The organism is uncultured Granulicatella sp. (assembly GCF_963515615.1).
Lineage (GTDB): Bacteria > Bacillota > Bacilli > Lactobacillales > Aerococcaceae > Granulicatella.
Window position 1 is genome coordinate 24,088 of sequence record NZ_CAUPZT010000001.1, and the last position, 18,974, is coordinate 43,061.

Annotated in this window: 18 protein-coding genes and 1 riboswitch; of the genes, 15 read left to right on the forward strand and 3 right to left on the reverse strand. The window is 34.5% G+C overall.

Annotated features, from left to right (window positions below; translation table 11 throughout):
• The first annotated feature begins 105 nt into the window (after nt 1-105).
• Nucleotides 106-211, forward strand: a riboswitch (TPP riboswitch).
• A 90-nt stretch (nt 212-301) separates the two neighbouring features.
• From RYL55_RS00140 to RYL55_RS00155, 4 genes are read left to right on the forward strand one after another with little or no spacing between them, the layout of a single operon-like run.
• Nucleotides 302-931 carry a YkoF family thiamine/hydroxymethylpyrimidine-binding protein gene (locus RYL55_RS00140; protein ID WP_315006186.1) on the forward strand — a complete coding sequence of 210 codons (630 nt, stop codon included), beginning with the start codon at nt 302-304 and terminating at the stop codon, nt 929-931.
• Entirely contained in the window at nt 924-1,490 is a 567-nt protein-coding gene (locus RYL55_RS00145; RefSeq protein ID WP_315006188.1) for an ECF transporter S component, read from the forward strand. Before RYL55_RS00140 ends, RYL55_RS00145 begins: the two co-directional genes overlap by 8 nt.
• Nucleotides 1,483-2,910 carry an ATP-binding cassette domain-containing protein gene (locus RYL55_RS00150; RefSeq protein WP_315006190.1) on the forward strand — a complete coding sequence of 476 codons (1,428 nt, stop codon included), beginning with the start codon at nt 1,483-1,485 and terminating at the stop codon, nt 2,908-2,910. The genes RYL55_RS00145 and RYL55_RS00150 overlap by 8 nt, the downstream gene beginning before the upstream one ends.
• Nucleotides 2,894-3,583 carry an energy-coupling factor transporter transmembrane component T gene (locus RYL55_RS00155; protein ID WP_315006192.1) on the forward strand — a complete coding sequence of 230 codons (690 nt, stop codon included), beginning with the start codon at nt 2,894-2,896 and terminating at the stop codon, nt 3,581-3,583. Before RYL55_RS00150 ends, RYL55_RS00155 begins: the two co-directional genes overlap by 17 nt.
• A gap of 604 nt (nt 3,584-4,187) precedes the next feature.
• Here the strand turns inward: RYL55_RS00155 and RYL55_RS00160 are convergent.
• Nucleotides 4,188-4,907, reverse strand: coding sequence for a YebC/PmpR family DNA-binding transcriptional regulator (locus tag RYL55_RS00160; RefSeq protein WP_315006194.1), 720 nt, complete (start codon nt 4,905-4,907; stop codon nt 4,188-4,190).
• Nucleotides 4,908-5,050: 143 nt separating this feature from the next.
• Here RYL55_RS00160 and RYL55_RS00165 point away from each other — a divergent pair, with 143 nt between their 5' ends.
• The 5 genes from RYL55_RS00165 (at nt 5,051) to RYL55_RS00185 (ending at nt 8,648) form a co-directional block, all read left to right on the forward strand.
• A complete protein-coding gene (locus tag RYL55_RS00165) occupies nt 5,051-5,344 on the forward strand; it encodes a thioredoxin family protein (protein WP_315006196.1) in 294 nt (97 codons plus the stop codon).
• Between the two features lie 83 nt (nt 5,345-5,427).
• Nucleotides 5,428-6,063 carry an NfeD family protein gene (locus tag RYL55_RS00170; RefSeq protein ID WP_315006198.1) on the forward strand — a complete coding sequence of 212 codons (636 nt, stop codon included), beginning with the start codon at nt 5,428-5,430 and terminating at the stop codon, nt 6,061-6,063.
• A gap of 18 nt (nt 6,064-6,081) precedes the next feature.
• The gene (gene floA, locus RYL55_RS00175) at nt 6,082-7,086 is read left to right on the forward strand and encodes a flotillin-like protein FloA (protein ID WP_315006200.1); all 1,005 of its coding nucleotides are present in this window, start codon (nt 6,082-6,084) and stop codon (nt 7,084-7,086) included.
• On the forward strand, nt 7,083-7,751 hold the full coding sequence (locus tag RYL55_RS00180) for a hypothetical protein (RefSeq protein WP_315006202.1): 669 nt from the start codon (nt 7,083-7,085) through the stop codon (nt 7,749-7,751). The genes floA and RYL55_RS00180 overlap by 4 nt, the downstream gene beginning before the upstream one ends.
• An 81-nt stretch (nt 7,752-7,832) precedes the next feature.
• Nucleotides 7,833-8,648, forward strand: coding sequence for a DUF2785 domain-containing protein (locus RYL55_RS00185; protein WP_315006204.1), 816 nt, complete (start codon nt 7,833-7,835; stop codon nt 8,646-8,648).
• Between the two features lie 275 nt (nt 8,649-8,923).
• Here RYL55_RS00185 and RYL55_RS00190 read toward each other — a convergent pair whose 3' ends face one another.
• Complete coding sequence (locus tag RYL55_RS00190; protein WP_315006206.1) at nt 8,924-10,114, reverse strand: GTP-binding protein; 1,191 nt, start codon at nt 10,112-10,114, stop codon at nt 8,924-8,926.
• Between the two features lie 174 nt (nt 10,115-10,288).
• On the opposite strand from RYL55_RS00190, the gene RYL55_RS00195 reads away from it, so the two are divergent.
• The 5 genes from RYL55_RS00195 to RYL55_RS00215 all read left to right on the forward strand — a co-directional run bounded on the left by RYL55_RS00195 (nt 10,289) and on the right by RYL55_RS00215 (nt 15,401).
• Nucleotides 10,289-11,149: a methyltransferase domain-containing protein gene (locus tag RYL55_RS00195; protein WP_315006208.1), complete on the forward strand. Its 861-nt coding sequence runs from the start codon at nt 10,289-10,291 to the stop codon at nt 11,147-11,149.
• 16 nt (nt 11,150-11,165) lie between these two features.
• Entirely contained in the window at nt 11,166-12,521 is a 1,356-nt protein-coding gene (locus tag RYL55_RS00200) for a hypothetical protein (RefSeq protein WP_315006211.1), read from the forward strand.
• 130 nt (nt 12,522-12,651) lie between these two features.
• A complete protein-coding gene (locus RYL55_RS00205; RefSeq protein WP_314852479.1) occupies nt 12,652-13,101 on the forward strand; it encodes a MarR family transcriptional regulator in 450 nt (149 codons plus the stop codon).
• 55 nt (nt 13,102-13,156) lie between these two features.
• On the forward strand, nt 13,157-13,888 hold the full coding sequence (locus RYL55_RS00210) for an ABC transporter ATP-binding protein (RefSeq protein WP_314852480.1): 732 nt from the start codon (nt 13,157-13,159) through the stop codon (nt 13,886-13,888).
• Nucleotides 13,881-15,401: an ABC transporter permease/substrate-binding protein gene (locus tag RYL55_RS00215; protein ID WP_315006213.1), complete on the forward strand. Its 1,521-nt coding sequence runs from the start codon at nt 13,881-13,883 to the stop codon at nt 15,399-15,401. Before RYL55_RS00210 ends, RYL55_RS00215 begins: the two co-directional genes overlap by 8 nt.
• A gap of 114 nt (nt 15,402-15,515) precedes the next feature.
• Here the strand turns inward: RYL55_RS00215 and RYL55_RS00220 are convergent, their stop codons facing one another.
• The gene (locus tag RYL55_RS00220; protein ID WP_315006215.1) at nt 15,516-16,076 is read right to left on the reverse strand and encodes a TetR/AcrR family transcriptional regulator; all 561 of its coding nucleotides are present in this window, start codon (nt 16,074-16,076) and stop codon (nt 15,516-15,518) included.
• Between the two features lie 129 nt (nt 16,077-16,205).
• Here RYL55_RS00220 and RYL55_RS00225 point away from each other — a divergent pair, with 129 nt between their 5' ends.
• Nucleotides 16,206-18,857, forward strand: a complete 2,652-nt coding sequence (locus RYL55_RS00225) for a YhgE/Pip domain-containing protein (RefSeq protein WP_315006216.1) — start codon at nt 16,206-16,208, stop codon at nt 18,855-18,857.
• Nucleotides 18,858-18,974: the final 117 nt, after the last annotated feature.

Consider the following 18,974-nt stretch of genomic DNA (forward strand, 5'->3'; position numbering starts at 1 on the left):
GATTTTCATTTTTGTAAAGTTCTTTGAATATGGCGTTCTTGAATGCTAAGCTCAATACATTGCTTTTATGAAGAGATAATGCTATTATAATCCCTGTAATTAAATAATTAAGATCTTGGGAGTCTCGTTAGGGGGGCTGAGAGTGTTATAAACAGACCAATATTATCTGATCAACATTATAGTTGCGTAGAGAGTATCTTACAATGTCGAGCGTACTGCTATATCTATTATTGCAGTATGCCTATATACACTTATATATGTTTACCCCTTTCAGGATTTTTAGGTCTGGGAGGGGTTTTTTATGTCTCAATATGTGTCGTACGGTAATTGTCGTGTTGGAATTCCAGGTTCGCATCTGGCAATTACTGGTACTCGTTTTAATTTAGCACCAATGTCAGATAATTTTATTGATATTATTCTTGGTGCAATTAGAAAAGTTGATTTGTCTAATGTCTGGGCAAAGACAGATCATACGTCTACGATCTATCGTGGAGGAAGTGTAGAGGTCTTTGATGCTTTGAAAGCTTGTTTTGTATATAGTTTTAATCCAGGAGTTCATTGCTCTTTAGAAGCTACTATTTCTAAAGGGTGTCCGGGGGATGTTGATGAGGATACGCCTTTACAATTTGAGGGAAGTCGTATAAATGAAAAACAGAGTCAGGGTATTCATTTTCCAGTTATTGGGAAGTTCGCAGTGTACCCATTGGGATCGGATAACTATATGAAATCCATTGAGAAAATTGTCAATCTTGGAATTGATAAGGGAACGATTACTGGAACAGGACATTACGTCACTTTTCTAGGCGGAGACGTTCATGAGGTTTTTGGATATTTAGAAGAAGTTTTTAATATTTTAAATAAAGAAGTCAGTCATTTTGTGATACAAGTGACGTTACTATGTAATGTACCAGGAGGAGAAATTGATGAATAAAAAGAAATTAGAATTAAAGGATTACTTATTGATTAGCTTTATTTGTGTATTGTTTGGAGTATTTTACTTATTGGCAGTTTACGCAGGAGGAGCTCTTTCAGCAGTTTTAGCACCGATGGGACTTGGGATACTAGGATATGAGCCATTTTATGGAATTTGGTTTATGGCACCTGTATTCACGCTCTATTTAATACGTAAACCAGGAGTTGGTATTATTACAGAAATTATTGCAGCCGTTATTGAAGTATTACTTGGAAATATGTTTGGGATTATCGTTGTGGTTAGTGCATTTATCCAAGGTTTAGGAGTAGAAATTGCCTTCATGACAAAGAAATATAGTGATATTACTTATGGAACAACAATGCTAGGGGCGGTCATTACGACCATTTTCACACTCCTTTGGACAGGATTCCGCAGCAATTATTTGGCATTAGATTGGAAGTTGGTAGTCGCTATTTTTGTGATTCGTCTAGTATCAGCATTATTCTTTACAGGTTTTGTTAGTAAGTTAGTATGCGATCAAATGGTGAAATCAGGAGTTGTCAAAGTACGTGGCTAATTCGGAAGTTGTTTTATCTTTAAAGGAAACTACATTAAGTATTCAAGAGAAAGAGTTATTTTCTAATTTGAATCTTCAAGTATGTTCAGGAGAAATCGTATTGGTTTGTGGAAGAAGTGGTGTTGGAAAAAGCAGCCTAATGAATGTTATTAATGGAGTCTATCCAAATGGAGATACAGAAGTTCGATGTGAAGGATTAGAAATTTTAGGGCATTCTCTTTTATCGTTCAATCACTTGGAGAGAACGAAATATGTACGCTCTATCTTTCAAAATGCAAGACTCTCGTTTGCAATGTTAACACCTTATGAAGAAATGATTTTTGTATTAGAAAATTTTCGATTTCCGATTGAAAAGATGAAACAAAAAGTAAAAGAACAAGCTGAAAAATTTCAGATTAAAGCTTTATTACATCGAGAATTCTCAAGTCTCTCGGGTGGTGAATTACAGAAGGTGGCTTTTGCGTGTGCAAATCTTGTTGATGCACCTCTCTATATCATGGATGAACCTTTTGCAAATATTGATGAAGAGAGTATTCCTTACTTTATGGAACAAATTAAATTGTTGGGTGAGGAAGGAAAAGCTATTTGTATCATTGATCACCGATTAGAGTATTGGGACTGGATTGATCGCTGGTATCTTTTGGATGATTATGGAGACTTGAAAGAAATAAAACTCCCTCTAGCTATAGAAGATAAACACCTTTTAGAAAATAACGGATTACTTTGTACATTGCCATTAAAAGAGAAGAGTAATCCAGTAAAAAATAAAGTCCTTTTGAAGGTAGAAAATGTATCTATTTGTGTATCAAACAATCAAGTACTTCTTGAAAATCTTAATCTTGAGCTTCACGAAGGTGAGATGATAGCATTAGTTGGATCTAGTGGGAGTGGAAAAACAAGTTTTTTTAAGACACTTTTAAAAGAATATTCTTATACTGGTAAAATAGAAATCTGTGGTCACTCTTTATCAAAGATGAAGACAAAATCTCTGTTTTCTTCACTGGGAATCGTCTTTCAGGATCCATCTCTTCAGTTTGTCAGTGCAAAAGTCCTAGAGGAGCTTAAGGTTACGTTTTATACAGAAAGAGAAAGTGTTCTTGAAAATTTATTGAGAGAGTATTACTTGGAGAAAACAAAAGACTTATCACCGTGGCTGATTAGTCAGGGACAACAAAGAAGACTTGCATTTCTTACGATGACAGGGCCTAATAAGATTATTCTTTTGGTAGATGAGCCTACTTATGGGCAAGATATGAAGAATGCCATTTTGATAATGAATGCATTAGAGCAATTGTGTAAAGAGGGAATGTCTTGTATTTTTACATGTCATGATCAACGACTTGTTCGTCAATATGCCCATAAAGTAATGAAGATTCATTCCAAGACAATGGAGGAAATTACGAATGAAACTAAGAATTAATCCAAGTGTACAATTAGTAATTTCATTTATTCTGTCGATTGTCATTTTATTTACTAAATCATGGGAATTAAATATTGCGATGATGCTTTCGGTAATTGTTATTATCCTCTTATTTCGTAGACAGACTTGGTCAAGAATTGTGAAATTAGGATGTGGATTGTCGGTTATTACGATTATTTATTTTCTATCTGTATATTTACATCCAAATGAAAATATACTGGTGCATTCAGTAGAAAATGGAGTATTTTTAACCTCCTTAGAACTCAGTAGCCGAATTTTAGCTCTTGGATTTGTCGGGATTAGTCTTACTACGTCAATTGATAAAAATGAGTTTATCGCAAGTCTTATAAAACAATTAAGAGTACCAGTTGAGATAGCTTTCAGTATTTTGGTTTCAATTAACTTTTTAACACTTATTCAAACAGAATATGAACAATCTAAATTAGCTTTGCGAATTAGAGGAGTTTCAGGAAAAACTGTGTACTTTAAAGCTTTAACAACAATGATGATTCGCTTGATACGCCAATCAGAATATACTGCAATGGCAATGGAACTTAGAGGGTTTTCTAAAGAAAGAATCCAAAGAATAAACCCAAGTATTACGAGTATAGATTTAATGTATAGTGGTTGCATGATGTCTTTTGTAGTGATTGTCATTTGGTTTTTCGTGTGAAAATAGATTATTCGATAAATTCTATTGGTGAATTAAATTTAATACCAAATTAAGTCTTTAAATTTCAAATGAATAAGGTGGGGGAAATTAACTATTGCCCCTGTTTAATAATTCACCACAAATATAACTAAGAACGAAATCTATTTTTAACTTTATAATGAGCGGGGTAAAGAAATATCCTTTGATAATCTTGATTCTTAAAATCTCGATATCCATATGCTACATGTTTAATTACTATCACTCTTTTAACAGTTTTATCAGAGATTGAAAGAAGTTTAGTGCTTGTTTTTATAGAGAAATTCTCTTTTAAGTAAAGCATAATTTGGCACGTTAAATCATAAGAAATATTACTATTTTTAGGAACAAGAGGGCAATCTGTAATTCAAGTTTTATGACAATCTTTACAGATAAATGGTTGTACTTTTAAGTCTAAAAGAGTTTTATTTCCCTATACAATAGTTCATGAGAGAAATCCCCTTTGATTGGTTTCAGACGACTTAATCATAACTTGGATTTCTCTTTTTTGCATATAAAAAATCCTGTCGGCAATTTCTCACCAACAGGATTTGTCGAACACTCTATATTCAATAAAAATCAACAAAGCCTATTCTTCTAAGTTTACATTGTGGTAAACTTTTTGAACGTCTTCATTATCTTCTAAAGCGTTAATCATACGTTCAAATAAACGTAAGTCATCGCCTGTTAACGTTACTTCTGATTGAGGAATCATTTCGATTTCAGATACTGTGAATTCAGAAATTCCTAATCCTTCTAATGCTGTACGAACAGTGTTGAAGTCGTTTGGTTCAGCATAAACGATTGCTTGGTCATCTTCTTGTACAACATCACGAACGTCTACTTCTGCTTCCATTAATTGTTCTAATAATTCATCTGCATCTTTGTTTGCGATACCGAAGATTGCTGTATGGTCGAATAAATAAGTTACAGAACCTGGCGCACCCATGTTTCCTCCGTTTTTGCTATAAGCAGCACGAACGTCTGCAGCAGTACGGTTTACGTTATTTGTTAGTGCGTCTACGATAATCATAGAACCGTTAGGACCGAATCCTTCATAACGTAATTCTTGGTAATCTCCATCGCCGCCACCTTTAGCTTTTTCAATTGCACGTTCGATAATATGACGAGGTACATTATAAGTTTTCGCACGGTCAATTACGAATTTTAATTTTTGGTTAGAATGTGGATCTGGTTCACCTTGTTTTGCTGCTACATAGATCTCAATTCCGAATTTTGCATAAATTTTACTGTTGTTAGCATCGAGTTTAGTTTTCTTTTCTACGATGTTAGCCCATTTACGTCCCATTTTCTCACTCACTTTCTAAAAATATCTATAAGACATTCTTCATTATACAGATGGAAGCTAGGTTTGTTAAGTATTTTCTATTCAGAAATGCATTTTACAAGAAAATTTTTCTAAAAATGGTACACTATAAGGGAGGTAAGTATATGAAAAATATTAAAGTAATCTATTTAGGAAGCGAAACTTGTGGGGTTTGTCATGCATTACAGCCACGAGTAGAAGAAGTTACAGAACAAGAAGGAATAGCATTAGAAGTCATTAATGTAACGCAGCATCCTGAAGTGGCTAGTCAGTATCAAGTGCTAACCGTTCCGGTTGTGATTGTTTTTGTAGGAGAGAGAGAATTTGCTCGTCAAGCGAGATTTATTGATATAGAATTGTTCGAAAAACAACTGCAACAAGCAAATGAATTTGCTCAAATGGAAGATTATCCGTCGTAATTTTAGAAATGGTTTTCATTCTTTAAATTTAAGCATTTCATAATAATTATTCAGTTGTATTTAAAAAGGAAAGTGCTATAATGATGGCAACGAATGGGGGTGGTCTTTTGTATGTAGACTTATTATTACTGTTAGTAGCTGTCATTGGTGTTTTCATTTCTTTGTTCTCCAAATGGAACCTACTCGGTAGTGTGATAACAGTAATAAGTTTTGCAACCTACAGTTTCCTTCATCCATACTGGAATTTTTTCGTCATCATCCTATTTATATTTGGGTTTCTATTTTTAGGATTTGAAGTATTAATTCCAGGAATTGGTGCTTTAGGAGTGTTAGGAACAGTATTAGTCATAGGAGGGATGTACTGGGCAAACCAGGCTGTCATGGATTTAGTCGTTTTAATCTTAATGTCACTATTGTTGGCAATAGTCTTGTTAGTTTTATTGGTAAAAAGAGGAAATCATTTTTCTCATAAGAAAGGATTAGTCTTACTTTCTTCTTTAAACAGATCAAAAGGCTATTCAACCTCAAAAGTATATGACGATTTATTCAATCAAACAGGGAAAACATTGACGGTATTACGTCCAAGTGGAAAGGCTGAACTAGACGGTGAAATCGTTGATGTAGTTAGTACGGGATTTGTCATTCCAGAAAATACAAGAATACAAGTTGTAAAAGTGGAAGGCAGTAAAATTGTTGTACAAGCTTTGGAGAACAAATAATAACTAGGAGGGAGTAACATGTTAGAAAAAGGGTTATTGAATAATCCAGCAGGAGTCATTGGATTCATTGTGATACTATTTCTAATTTTAACAGTTGTCATGTTATTTTTTAGATTTGTACCAATTGGATTATGGATTACAGCATATTTTTCTGATGTAAAAATTGGAGTAGGCACATTAGTGGGGATGAGATTACGTCGAGTAGCTCCTCAATATATTGTGCGTCCAATGATTAAAGCAACAAAAGCAGGGCTAAAAATCGATATTAATGAATTAGAAGCCCATTATTTAGCAGGTGGGAATGTCAATGTAGTAATTGATGCATTAATTGCAGCTCAACGTGCGAATATTGACTTAGAATTTGAACAAGCAGCTGCTATTGATTTAGCAGGTAGAAATGTATTTGAAGCCGTTCAAGTGTCTGTTAATCCAAAAGTCATTGAAACTCCGGTTATTGCAGGGGTTGCGATGGACGGGATTGAAGTTCAAGCAAAAGCAAAAGTAACCGTACGTGCCAATATTGAACGATTAGTTGGGGGTGCTGGTGAAGAAACGATTATTGCCCGTGTTGGTGAAGGGATTGTTACCACAGTTGGTTCAGCAGCTCACCATAAATTAGTTTTAGAAAATCCTGATTCTATTTCCCAAACTATTTTGAGAAAAGGATTGGATGCAGGTACAGCGTATGAAATTCTATCCATTGATATCGCAGATGTTGATGTCGGTAGAAATATTGGAGCAAAATTACAAGCAGAACAAGCAGAAGCAGATAAGAAAATTGCACAAGCTAAAGCTGAAGAACGCCGTTCTCTTGCCGTAGCGCAAGAACAAGAAATGTTAGCAGAAGTACAACGGATGCGTGCAAAAGTTGTAGAAGCTGAATCGCAAATTCCATTAGCAATGGCAGAAGCTCTTCGTAATGGAAAACTTGGAGTCATGGACTACTATCAATTGAAAAATATTCAATCGGATACAGATATGAGAGAAGCGATTAGCAAATCTTCTGTTGAGAGTGAATCATGAATATAGTACTCTTTCTCTTGTATATATTGATCCTTGTGATTATGTCTGTTGCTAGTTTTATTAATTTAAAAATGAAAAGTAAAGAGCATGGATTTGACCAACTGCACGATTGGTTCAATCATTCTTTTCAAGAAAAACCAGTTTCGTCTAAACATCATCATCCAAAAAATCAAAAAGTAGTAGATGTTGTTGTAGAAGAAATGCCAGAAACTAAAGCGACATTATCCCATACAGAGAAAATGAGACAACAATTTTTAAAGATGGTACAAGTGTTTCAACAATTTTCACCAGAGGACTATTCTTTATCCGTATTTGATAAGGAACTCATTCAAAGAGTGTCCATTATTTCCCCAGAAGAAATTGATACGATGAGAAGAAGTGCCATTTTAATTCATACTGAAAAATTAAAACGATTATACTTAAATAATCCGAATTTATCAGAAGAATTATTAGAATCTCTTCGAGCTTTTGTAGAAGAAATGGAAGCCATTCAATTACAGGAAGAAGAAGTTCAACATATGGGCTCAAAAGGAGATTTAGTCGTTGAAACCGTTAAAAGTGCAACAAATTATACAAAGAAAAATCGAGTGTTGAAACATCACTTACAATGGAAAAAAGCAATTGTCGCAAGTGAAGTGTTATCGAAACCAAAAAGTATGCGATAAAAAGCGTAGAAAGAAGGTTAGGCAGAAATGCTTAGCCTTTTTATTTTGTGTTAAAATATGCCCAGTAGAGAGGTGAATATCATGTTAGAACAAGAAATGATTTCTCAGTTAAAAATAAAACAAGGGAATAATCTAGCATTAACACAAGAAGAATTAGAATGGTTATGGGAGAATATAGGAAATACTAATCCAGACATTCGAGATAACTTAGTCTTTAATTTATTTGGACAATTTATTTTTGAACAACTCATAACAAAAGAACAATTACGCTGGCTGATTGAAAAAATGAATGTCACAAATCCTTTAGAGTATAGAATAGAAGAGACCGGTGGTGCGACAGCCTATCGTTCATTCTCAGCACTTGTTATGGGAATGATTTTACAAGTTGATGGGGATCAAACAAGTGGATATGACTCTTGTTTAACAAATTCAGAGAGAGTCACTTGGATGCAAAATGGAATTGGTTATTTGAAAAGAGAAAAGGACAGAACGGGCTACGATGAGAAACTAGGATGGGTACACGCATTTGCTCATGGTGCAGATTTATTAGGAACCATTATTTCTCATCCGAAATGTACTCAAGAATATGTAATAGAAGCATTAGAAGTCATTAGTGATATTTTTCAAAAGAGTCAACAACCGTTTATAGATGAAGAAGAAAAAAGATTAGGATTAGCAATCTTTTTTGGAATAGAGTCCGGAAATCTTTCTCAAAAATTGTTGTGTGAGTGGATGAAAAAGCAAAACTTTGAGGAATTAGATGGAAGCCGTGAAAGTTATTATCGTTTAGCGATGTATAAAAGTTTTTTAGCAACAATCTATTTTAGGATGGAATCATTAAACCTTTGGGAAAGTTCGTTGAAAGAGGAAATGATGCTCATTCTCCAAGAATATTAAAAAAACCACCGACACAATAGTCGGTGGAAAAAAGGATTTTGAAATATTTAACTTGGGAGGATAATATTTCTTATTTGGGAATGACCAAAGTATAGAGTAAAATTTTGAAAATTATATGAAGACTCCGATAAGAAAGTGAGAAGAATCTTTGGAGAATTAAATAAAACAGAAAAAACCATCACCGTAGCACATGAGACTCGCAGTTGCGAGGCTGCTGGCGACCATGCTACGGCTAGGAATGTTTTTTCTGTTTTATTGTAGTTATTTTACGTGCTTTATTTATTTGTACAAGCGACAAAGCTTTCTCTTAATGTATCTTCTGGTAAGTTTTTACCAATAAAGACTAAAGTCGACTTACGCTCTGTATCGTTCCAATCACGTCCACGAGAAATATCAAAACTCATTTGAACCCCTTGGAAAATGATTTGATAATCCAAACCTTCTACACTTAAAATTCCTTTATAACGATATAATTCAGGTCCATAAATATAAACTAATTCATTCAACCATTCATTAATATGAGCTAAAACAAGAGGTTTCTCTGTTTCAATGACAAATGAATTAATACCGCTGTGGTGGTGATGTTTGTGATGATGATGTCCATGATGGTGATGATCATGGTCGTGATCGTGGTGATGATCTTCATCATGATGATCGTGGTGATGATCTTCGTCATGATGGTGGTGATCGTGTTCACCGTGTTCATGAGCATGACCGCATTCTTCGCAGTGTTCTTCATCGTGATGATGGTGGTGATCATGTTCGCCGTGAGCATGAGTGTGTCCACACGCTTCGCAATATTCTTCTTCAGAATTTTCTTGCATTTCTAAAATTTTCTTTTCAGAAGCATAGAATAATTCAAGACCAAACATATCTTTCATTTCAGCTGGACGAGCATCTAAATCTTGAATTTCTGCAAAAGGATTGATAGAACGAACTTCGTTAATCACTTTTGTATAAATAGTGTCATCTACTAAACTATGTTTTGACATAAAGATTTTGTCTGCAAAACCGACTTGTTTCGCTGGCTCAGTTTGATGAGTGGTTTGATATAAGAAATTTTTTGAATCGACAACTGTTAAAACAGCATCTAAGATAAAGTGTTCATTTAAAAATGGTACATTGATAAATGTTTGAGCAATTGGTGCAGGATCTGCTAAACCAGTTGTTTCAAATAATACACGGTCCACTTTAATACCGTTTTGTTCTTTGACCATTAAAATGGATTTTAACATGTCTGCAATATCTGTACGAAGAGTACAACATAGACATCCATTATCCATTTGATAAATTTCTTCTTCTACATCTAATACGAATTGATGGTCAACACCAATTTCTCCAAATTCGTTAATCACTACGGCAATATGTTCGCCGTGTTTTTCTTTTAATACTTTGTTAATGAGCGTTGTTTTACCTGCTCCTAAAAATCCGCTGACAATGGTTACTGGAATTTTACTACTCATCATGATTTCCTCCATTCATGTAATTAAATCGGGATAATTACGATTCTATTCTATTGTATCATTGCAGGAAAAAATGTCAAAATAAAAAATCGGTTATTTTGATGGAGAAAGAAAATCAAACAGAAAAGTAATTTTATGGTATACTGACAATTGAGAATAAATGGAGCAGGAGTGTGGATGATGCAAAAGAAAATCGACTGGAGTCGAGACTTTATACAAAAACATCAACATTTATTTGCATGTCCCTACTGTTATGCAGCTATTGAAACAATAGATGGGTATAGTATGGTTTGTACGAATCGTCATCGTTTTGATATTAATAAAAAAGGAACGCTCCATTTGATGAAACAAAAAGCGAATGAGGATTATGATGCAGAGTTATTTATGCATCGTTATGAATTAGCGCAGAGTGGTTTCTTCAATCCGCTATTAGACGAAGTTTTGTCACTGATTCCAAAACAGGAGAATAAACTGATTGTGGATATTGGTTGTGGAGAAGGAAGTCCGCTTGCTTATTTATCGTCATTTTTAGAAGATATTCCTTTAGTAGGAATGGATATTGCTAAGGAAGGAATTCTGGCTGCTAGTCATCATCACTCTCAAAAAGCTTTGTGGATTGTGGCAGATTTAGCACAGCTACCTTTCAGGGATGAATCCTGTGGTACACTCATTAATATGTTAACTCCATCGAATTATAAGGAGTTCAACCGTGTACTAGCACCAGGAGGAACATTCATTAAAATTATTCCTGGAAGTAACTATTTAATTGAATTAAGGCAACAATTATATAAAAGTAACGAAGAAAAACAACACTATTCTAATGAGGATATTGTAGAACGATTTAAACAAGAATATCCATCTATGAAGATGAAAGAAGTTTTGTATCAAGTAAAACTGACAACAGAAATGTATGAACACTTATTACAAATGACTCCTTTATATTGGGGAGCTAGTAAAGAAGACCAAGAATATAGTAAAAATCATCCATTAGAAACGATAACGGTTCATTTATGGATATTAGTTGGAGAAAAGAATTAACGACGGAGGAACGAAAATGGGATTAAAAGATTTATTTAAAAAACAAGAAACAGAAGAAACAGCACAAGAAAAACCAGCATTCAAACTAGGAGTAGAGGATGTTTATAAAATTAGTGATGACTCACTAGACCTAGTAGTAACAGGAAATCTTGAAGGAACATTAAAAGTAGGGGACTTTGTTTGGTTGACAAACCTTGGAGATGACAATGGAACTGTCACAACTTCTGCGATTTACGCAATGGAAAATGCTCAGCGAGAAAAAGTGTTTGAAGTAACTAATGAACCAGTGGCTCTTTGGTTAGAAGATGCAATGCCTTTAGGGATAAAAAAAGGAACCGTATTACATGAAGAAGGTGCAAATAAGGAAGAAATTTACAAAACATTTGTCAATACATTAGGAAATGTCTTTGTGGGACGTCAAGAAGGTGTTTTAACACAAAGAGATATTGATACATTAAGCTTAGCAGATTTATCAGAAATTGCACGTGTATTTTTACTATACTGTCATATGAATGCTTCACAAGAAACACCAGAAGAGCATGCTGCAAATGTCGGCAAAATTGAACAATTAATGATTGCTGTGCGTGATAAATTACTACAAGCAGATGAGTTAGTAACTGTGTATTCTAAAAAAACAGAAGAACCTTATTTATTCTCTCAAACACAACAAAGAGAAGAAGGTGGATTCATTTGTAGTTCGCCAATGATTTTCATTGCTCCAGTAGCGTATGAAGAAAGATTAGCGTCTCGATTTGCAGACACAGAAATTTTTGAATTACGTCGTATTCAAAAAGGAGAAGATGGAAAAGGAATTGAGAATTTCTTCTTAGAAACGTTCTACCAAAACGGAGCTACAGGAGTCCATCTTGTAACAGAACAAACATCTCTTGCAGCAGAAGGAATTATTGCTGCACCTGATTATACAGGAGTAGCAGAAGAAGATATTCCTGTTACAAATCCTGATGCCATGAGATGGATCTTGTTATTAGGACAATTAGGATTTCCGCAGACAGAAGAACAAAAAATTATGCACGGATTATACTATCGATTCTTATGCTTAGAATTACCAAAAGCAAAATTCTTAACACCAATTAAATTAGAAAATGCAGATCCAAATGCACAAATTGATTTACAATCTGGAGAGAAATTAAATGTTGCCATTTTACCAGGGAAAGATGAAAAAGAAGCAATGGTCTTCTATACAGATTGGAAGAGATTGAGACAAATTTATGATGAAAGCTGGAGTGGAATGATTCAGACTTTATCTCAAGTAACAAAAGCTTTCGATGTAGTGATTAACCCATCTGAAAATCCTGCTCTAGGTTGTTATGTCAATGATGAAATGTTTGAAGAAATGAAAAAAGTAGATTAATGAATCGAAGAGGAGTGTTCGAGTACGAACGCTCTTCTTTTTTATAAAGTTTCTACATAGAAGTAATTGACAAAGTGAGCAAAAAGGAATATAGTTCTATATAGAAACAAAAAGAAAGGAGATGAATGTCATGGGGGCTAGAAAGAATGGGGGATATTTAATTCACCATATTCGTTTATTGAATGGAAGACTTTATCAAAAGTTATTAAGTAAAGAACCGGATGCACTTTTTAGAAGTGAACAAGGGAAGATAATGTCTGTTTTATGGAATGATACGGAAGGGTATATTACCTGTTCAGAATTGAGCTGTAGAACAGGACTAGCAAATAACACATTAACGAGTATGTTAAAACAATTAGAAAAACAAGGTTTAGTGTGCATGGAAGATTGTCCGAAAGATAAACGTAGAAAATATGTGAACTTAACGGAATTAGGAAAATCTCAAAAAGAAATCGGAGAAAGAGTTAGCAGAGCGTTAGGAGAAATCTTCTATGCAGGATTTAAGGAAGAAGAAATTGTTCAAGTAGAGAACTATTTAAATCGAATTTTGCAAAATTTAAAAGATGGAGAACTGGAGTAAAATTAGAGGAGCTGTTTGTTGATACAATCTGCTTTTACTAAAAGGGGGAGTTAAAATGATTGAATACAAAAATGTAGCATTGCGCTACGCAGAAAAAACTGTCTTAAAAGATGTTAATTTACGCATTGAAGACGGTGAATTTATGGTTTTAGTGGGACCATCGGGTTCAGGGAAAACGACGATGATGAAAATGATTAACCAATTAATCGAACCAACAGATGGAAATATTTACTTGAATGACAAGCGTATTAAAGATCATAATCAAAGAGAATTACGATTAGAAACTGGATATGTCTTGCAACAAATTGCACTTTTTCCAAATTTAACGGTAGCAGAAAATATTGCCTTAATTCCTGAGATGAAAGGTTGGAAAAAAGAACAAATTCAAGAGCAAACAAAGGTGTTATTAGAGAAAGTTGGACTTTCTTTTGAAGATTACGCGCATCGTTATCCAAAAGAATTATCTGGAGGAGAACAACAACGAGTAGGGATTGTTCGAGCAATTATTGCGACTCCGAAAATATTATTAATGGACGAACCTTTCTCAGCATTAGATGCGATTAGCCGTAAACAATTACAAGATTTAACGAAACAATTGCATCAAGAATTTAAGATGACAACTTTATTTGTTACACATGATACAGATGAAGCTGTAAAATTAGCCGATCGAATTGCTGTGTTAAAAGATGGAGAAATTGTCCAAGTAGACACTCCTTACGAAATTCAAACAAATCCGGCTAATGCATTCGTTAAAGAATTATTTAAAGGGGGAGAACATCATGAATGAATTCATTCGAACTTTTCAAGAGAGAAATAGTGAATGGATGTTAGCTCTTGGACAACACCTTCAACTGTCGTTATTAGCGTTATTATTAGCAGTAGTAATTGCTGTTCCAGTTGCGATAGTAGTCAGTCCATCGAAAAAAATCTCTGGTTTTTTATTACAAATTGCGGGAATCGTACAAACATTGCCATCATTAGCCTTGATTGGATTATTTATTCCGTTAATGGGGATTGGAACATTGCCAGCCTTAACGACTTTAGTGTTATATGCTTTATTTCCAATTTTGCAAAATACAATTACAGGACTTCAAGGAATTGATGAAAGTCTTGTTGAAGCAGGAATTGCTTTTGGGATGACAAAAATCGAACGTCTTAAAAAATTTGAAATTGCATTAGCAATGCCTGTCATTATGTCAGGAATTCGTACAGCAGCTGTGTTCATTATTGGAACAGCAACTTTAGCAGCATTAATTGGTGCTGGAGGATTAGGAAGCTTTATTTTATTAGGAATTGACCGAAATAATTCAAGTCTTATCTTAATTGGAGCGATTTCTGCAGCGATTTTAGCCATTTTATTCAACTTCTTATTAAAATGGATGGAAACTGCAAAATTAAGAACGATTTTGGCAGCATTTTTAGTGTTAATTATTGGATTAGGAACTTCTTATGCTCCAACAATTGCTAAAATGCAAACATCAGATAAGCTAGTTATCGCAGGGAAATTAGGACCAGAACCTGAAATTTTGATGAATATGTATAAGTTATTAATCGAAGATCAAACGAAATTAAAAGTTGAAGTGAAGCCAAACTTCGGGAAGACGAATTTCTTATATGAAGCATTGAAAAAGGGAGATATTGATATTTACCCAGAATTTTCAGGAACCATTACAGAAAGTTTATTGAAAAATAAACCAAAAGTTAGTCATGAACCTGAAGAAGTGTATGAAGTAGCTCGTAAAGGAATTTTAGAGCAAGATGGGCTAGTCTTTTTAAAACCAATGGCGTATCAAAATACTTATGCTGTTGCTGTGCCAAAATCATTAGCTGAAGCTGAAAATTTAACAAAAATTTCTGATTTGAAAAAAGTAAATCGACCATTGAAAGCTGGATTCACATTAGAATTTAATGACCGTGAAGACGGAAACAAAGGATTGCAAAGTATGTATGGCTTACAATTGGATGTAGCTACCATGGAACCTGCACTACGTTACCAAGCAATTCAATCAGATGATATTCAAGTAACAGATGCTTATTCAACAGATGCAGAAATTTCACGTTATCAATTAAAAGTGTTAGAGGATGATAAACAATTATTCCCACCTTATCAAGGGGCTCCACTAATGAAACAAGAATTGTTGAAAAAACATCCTGAATTAGAAGGGATTTTGAATCAATTAGCTGGTAAAATTTCTGAAGAAGAAATGAGCCAAATGAACTTTGAAGTAGGGGCAAACGGAAGACCTGCTGAAGACGTTGCTAGAGAGTATTTAGTGAAAGTGAATCTTTTGAAAAAGTAAGAAAGACAAGAAAAAATCTTTTTGTTTGTGAGTCTCATGGCTAACTTTCACTACAAAAAAATTTATAAATGTTAAAAAAGCATGAATCGTACGCTCACGATTCATGCGTTTTTTTTATTTTTTAGAGAAAACTTCGCTGACGGCATTTGTTAGTGGGAATAAAAAGTCTGTTATTTCTTGAGGGCTTTCTTTTTTACCGTGAGCAATCCATGTTTGACAAACACCAAATAATGCATTGGATAAATAAACGCCACAATATTCTAAATCTGTTTCGTTTAACAGACGATTTGCAGAGCGTGTTAAAATATCTGTTTTTAGTAAAATAAGCAATTTATTGCGAAGGAAATTTTGAATTTCTTTTGTGCCATTTTCAGATAATAGGGCCGCTAATAGAGGTTCAGACTGTAAATATTCAAACACTTCTAAAATAGCTTGTTGTTTATGGTTAGCATATTTCCCGAATATATATTCTAGCGTATGAAAAAGTCGACTTTGGTAATGATCAATCATGTCGTACTTATCTTTGTAATGCGTATAAAAACTTGAACGGCTGATTCCAGCTGCTTCGGCTAATTTTACCGTACTAATTTGATCGAAAGGCTGTTCTGCTAGTAATTGTACCATGGCGTTTTCAATCGCCTGTTTTGTTTTTTGTCGTTTATTACTCTCTGTCATAATGTCTCCTTAATAAACATTTTTACACACTGTGTCTAAAAATGAATTTTATTGCTTGATATCTGTTTTTAATGATGTATAATCTATTTTATCAAAAAATAGACAGTATGTACAGAAAAGAGGAGTTATATGTTTAGAGAGTGGAAAGCCATTTTGAAAAAACCAACTTTCATTATTGTGATGATAGGAATTGCACTGATTCCTGCCTTATATAACATTATATTTTTATCTTCTATGTGGGACCCATATGGAAAGTTATCTGAATTGCCAGTAGCGGTTGTGAATAAAGACCAGGCTGCTTCGTATAATGGAGAGTCGATGAATATTGGTGAAGATATGGTTTCGAATTTGAAAGATAATGATGCGTTGAATTTTCATTTTGTAACGGAAGAAGAAGGGATGGAAGGACTAGAAGATGGTACTTACTATATGGTTGTGACCTTACCTAGTGATTTATCCCAAAAAGCCGCATCGATTTTAACAAATCATCCAGAACAAATGAACATTGATTATCAAACTTCTAGTGGTCATAGTTTTATCGCTAGTAAAATGAGTGATTCAGCAATGGTTCAATTAAAGCAAACAGTTGCCAAAAATGTGACAGAAACTTATACAAAAGCCTTATTTGAAAAAATGGGCACTTTAAAAGATGGAATCGAACAAGCTTCGCAAGGAAGTCAAACTCTTGCTTCAGGTTCTAATCAATTAAAAGAGGGGAGCCAACAATTAGCAACTAATTTACAAACTTTAGCTCAATCAAGTGTTACTTTTTCAAATGGAGCAGAGCAATTTACGAGTGGATTAACGACTTATACAGATGCCGTCAAAAAAATCGATAGCGGTGTAGCAAGCTTCCATAATGGATTGTTAACTTATACAGGGGCTGTATCTCAGTTAGATAATGGTTTAAATCAATTATCTTCTAAAACTCCAGAATTAGCATCTGGAATTCAACAATTAAATGACGGGGTTCAAGCGTATGCTGGAGGAGTTGTAAAACTAGACTCTGGGTTGAATCAATTATCTAGTGGAGTTCAAGCATACACTTCTGGAGTGGATAGCTTATCTTCAGGGGCAAGTCAATTGGCAGGTCAATCAGAAACTTTGCGAAATGGAGTTCAACAATTAAACCAAGGAATTCAGCAATTATCGAGTCAATTAGAGGCGTCTGCACAAAAGAGTAGTCAAATTTCTCAATTGGCAGCTGGATTAGATCAATTAAATCAAGCCATTCAATCAGCGAATGCAACTGAAAGTACAGCATTAATGGGTGAAGTAACGAGTGCTTTATCTACAATTGCTGCTTCAGCACAAAGTGTAATGGTGAATAGTCAAGCTTCTCAACAAGCTGCATTAACAGCCATTCAATCAACCAATGCATATAGTACTTTAAGTGCGGAACAACAAGCAGAATTAACAGCAGCTGTATCGAATCAAACGAATACGAGTGCGCAATCTGCAAAAGAAATTTTATCAACGATTCAAGCATTAAAAGGGAAATTGGAACATGCAAAATCTCAAGCAGAAAGTGTCGCAAAATTACAATCTGCAGCAGGACAAGTGTTGCCATTAGCGTCTTCTTCATTAACACAATTATCAGGAGGCCTTGGAACACTACAAGCTGCAGTCAGTCAACAACTTGTTCCAGCTAGTCAAGCGATTCAAAGTGGTGTAGGTGCTTATACAAGTGGAGTGGATAAAGTTGCCCAAGGAGCTAATACTTTAAGTTCTAAAAACAGTACTTTAAACGGTAGTGTTAGTCAGTTAGCGTCAGGTTCTTCTCAATTAGCGCAAAAATCTTCTACGTTAACTTCTGGAGTTGGACAATTAGCACAAAAAGCTCCTGAACTAGTCGCAGGGATTGAAAAAATTTCTTCTGGAAGTAATCAGTTGAACCAAAAATCTTCAGAATTAGTATCTGGAATCACTACCTTACAATCTGGAACAAGCCAGTTAAATCAAAAATCTGAACAACTTCTTTCAGGTTCTTCTAAATTAACAGATGGATCACAAAAAATTGCAGAAGGTTCAGAAAAACTTGCTGATGGAGGAAATACCCTTTCAGCTGGATTGGAAACTTTATATGGTGGAGTGACTACTTTAAGTACAGGATTAATGGATGCCAATGAACAATTAGCATTAGCTTCGATAGAAGAAACAAATGCGAAAACTTTATCTAATCCATTGGCATTATCAAAAACAGATCATGATGCTGTAGCAGTCAATGGGATTGCGATGGCTCCATATATGATATCTGTTGCATTGTTTGTGGCAGCATTATCAACGAATATGATCTTTGCAAAACTACCATCTGGAAGACATCCAGAAACACGTTGGGCTTGGTTTAAAGCTCGCTTAGAAATTAATGGAATGATTGCTGTATTAGCAGGAATACTTGTTTATGGTGGAGTACACTTGATAGGATTAACAGCAGTCCATGAAATGAAAACACTATTATTGATTCTATTAGCGAGTGTAACATTTATGTCAATAGTAACTGCACTAACGACATGGAATTCTCGTGTGGGAGCCTTCTTCTCGCTTATCTTATTATTATTACAATTAGCATCAAGTGCGGGGACGTATCCTCTTGCATTGACGAATGATTTCTTCAAAACGATCAATCCATGGCTTCCGATGAGTTATTCAGTATCAGGATTACGTCAAACGATTTCTATGACAGGAATGATTCAAGAACAGGTTGTATTCTTAAGTGTGACACTAGTCATCTTTATGGGATTAGGTGTTCTTGCATATCGACCTGGTGTGGGGGAAGAGTAGAATTTAGGATGAATTAACGACTTTTACTGTTAGATTTCTTCTAATAGTTAAAAGTCGTTTTTTATATTTTTGATTCACTATTCTTATACTAGGTATTGATTACAAAGGGATAAAGTA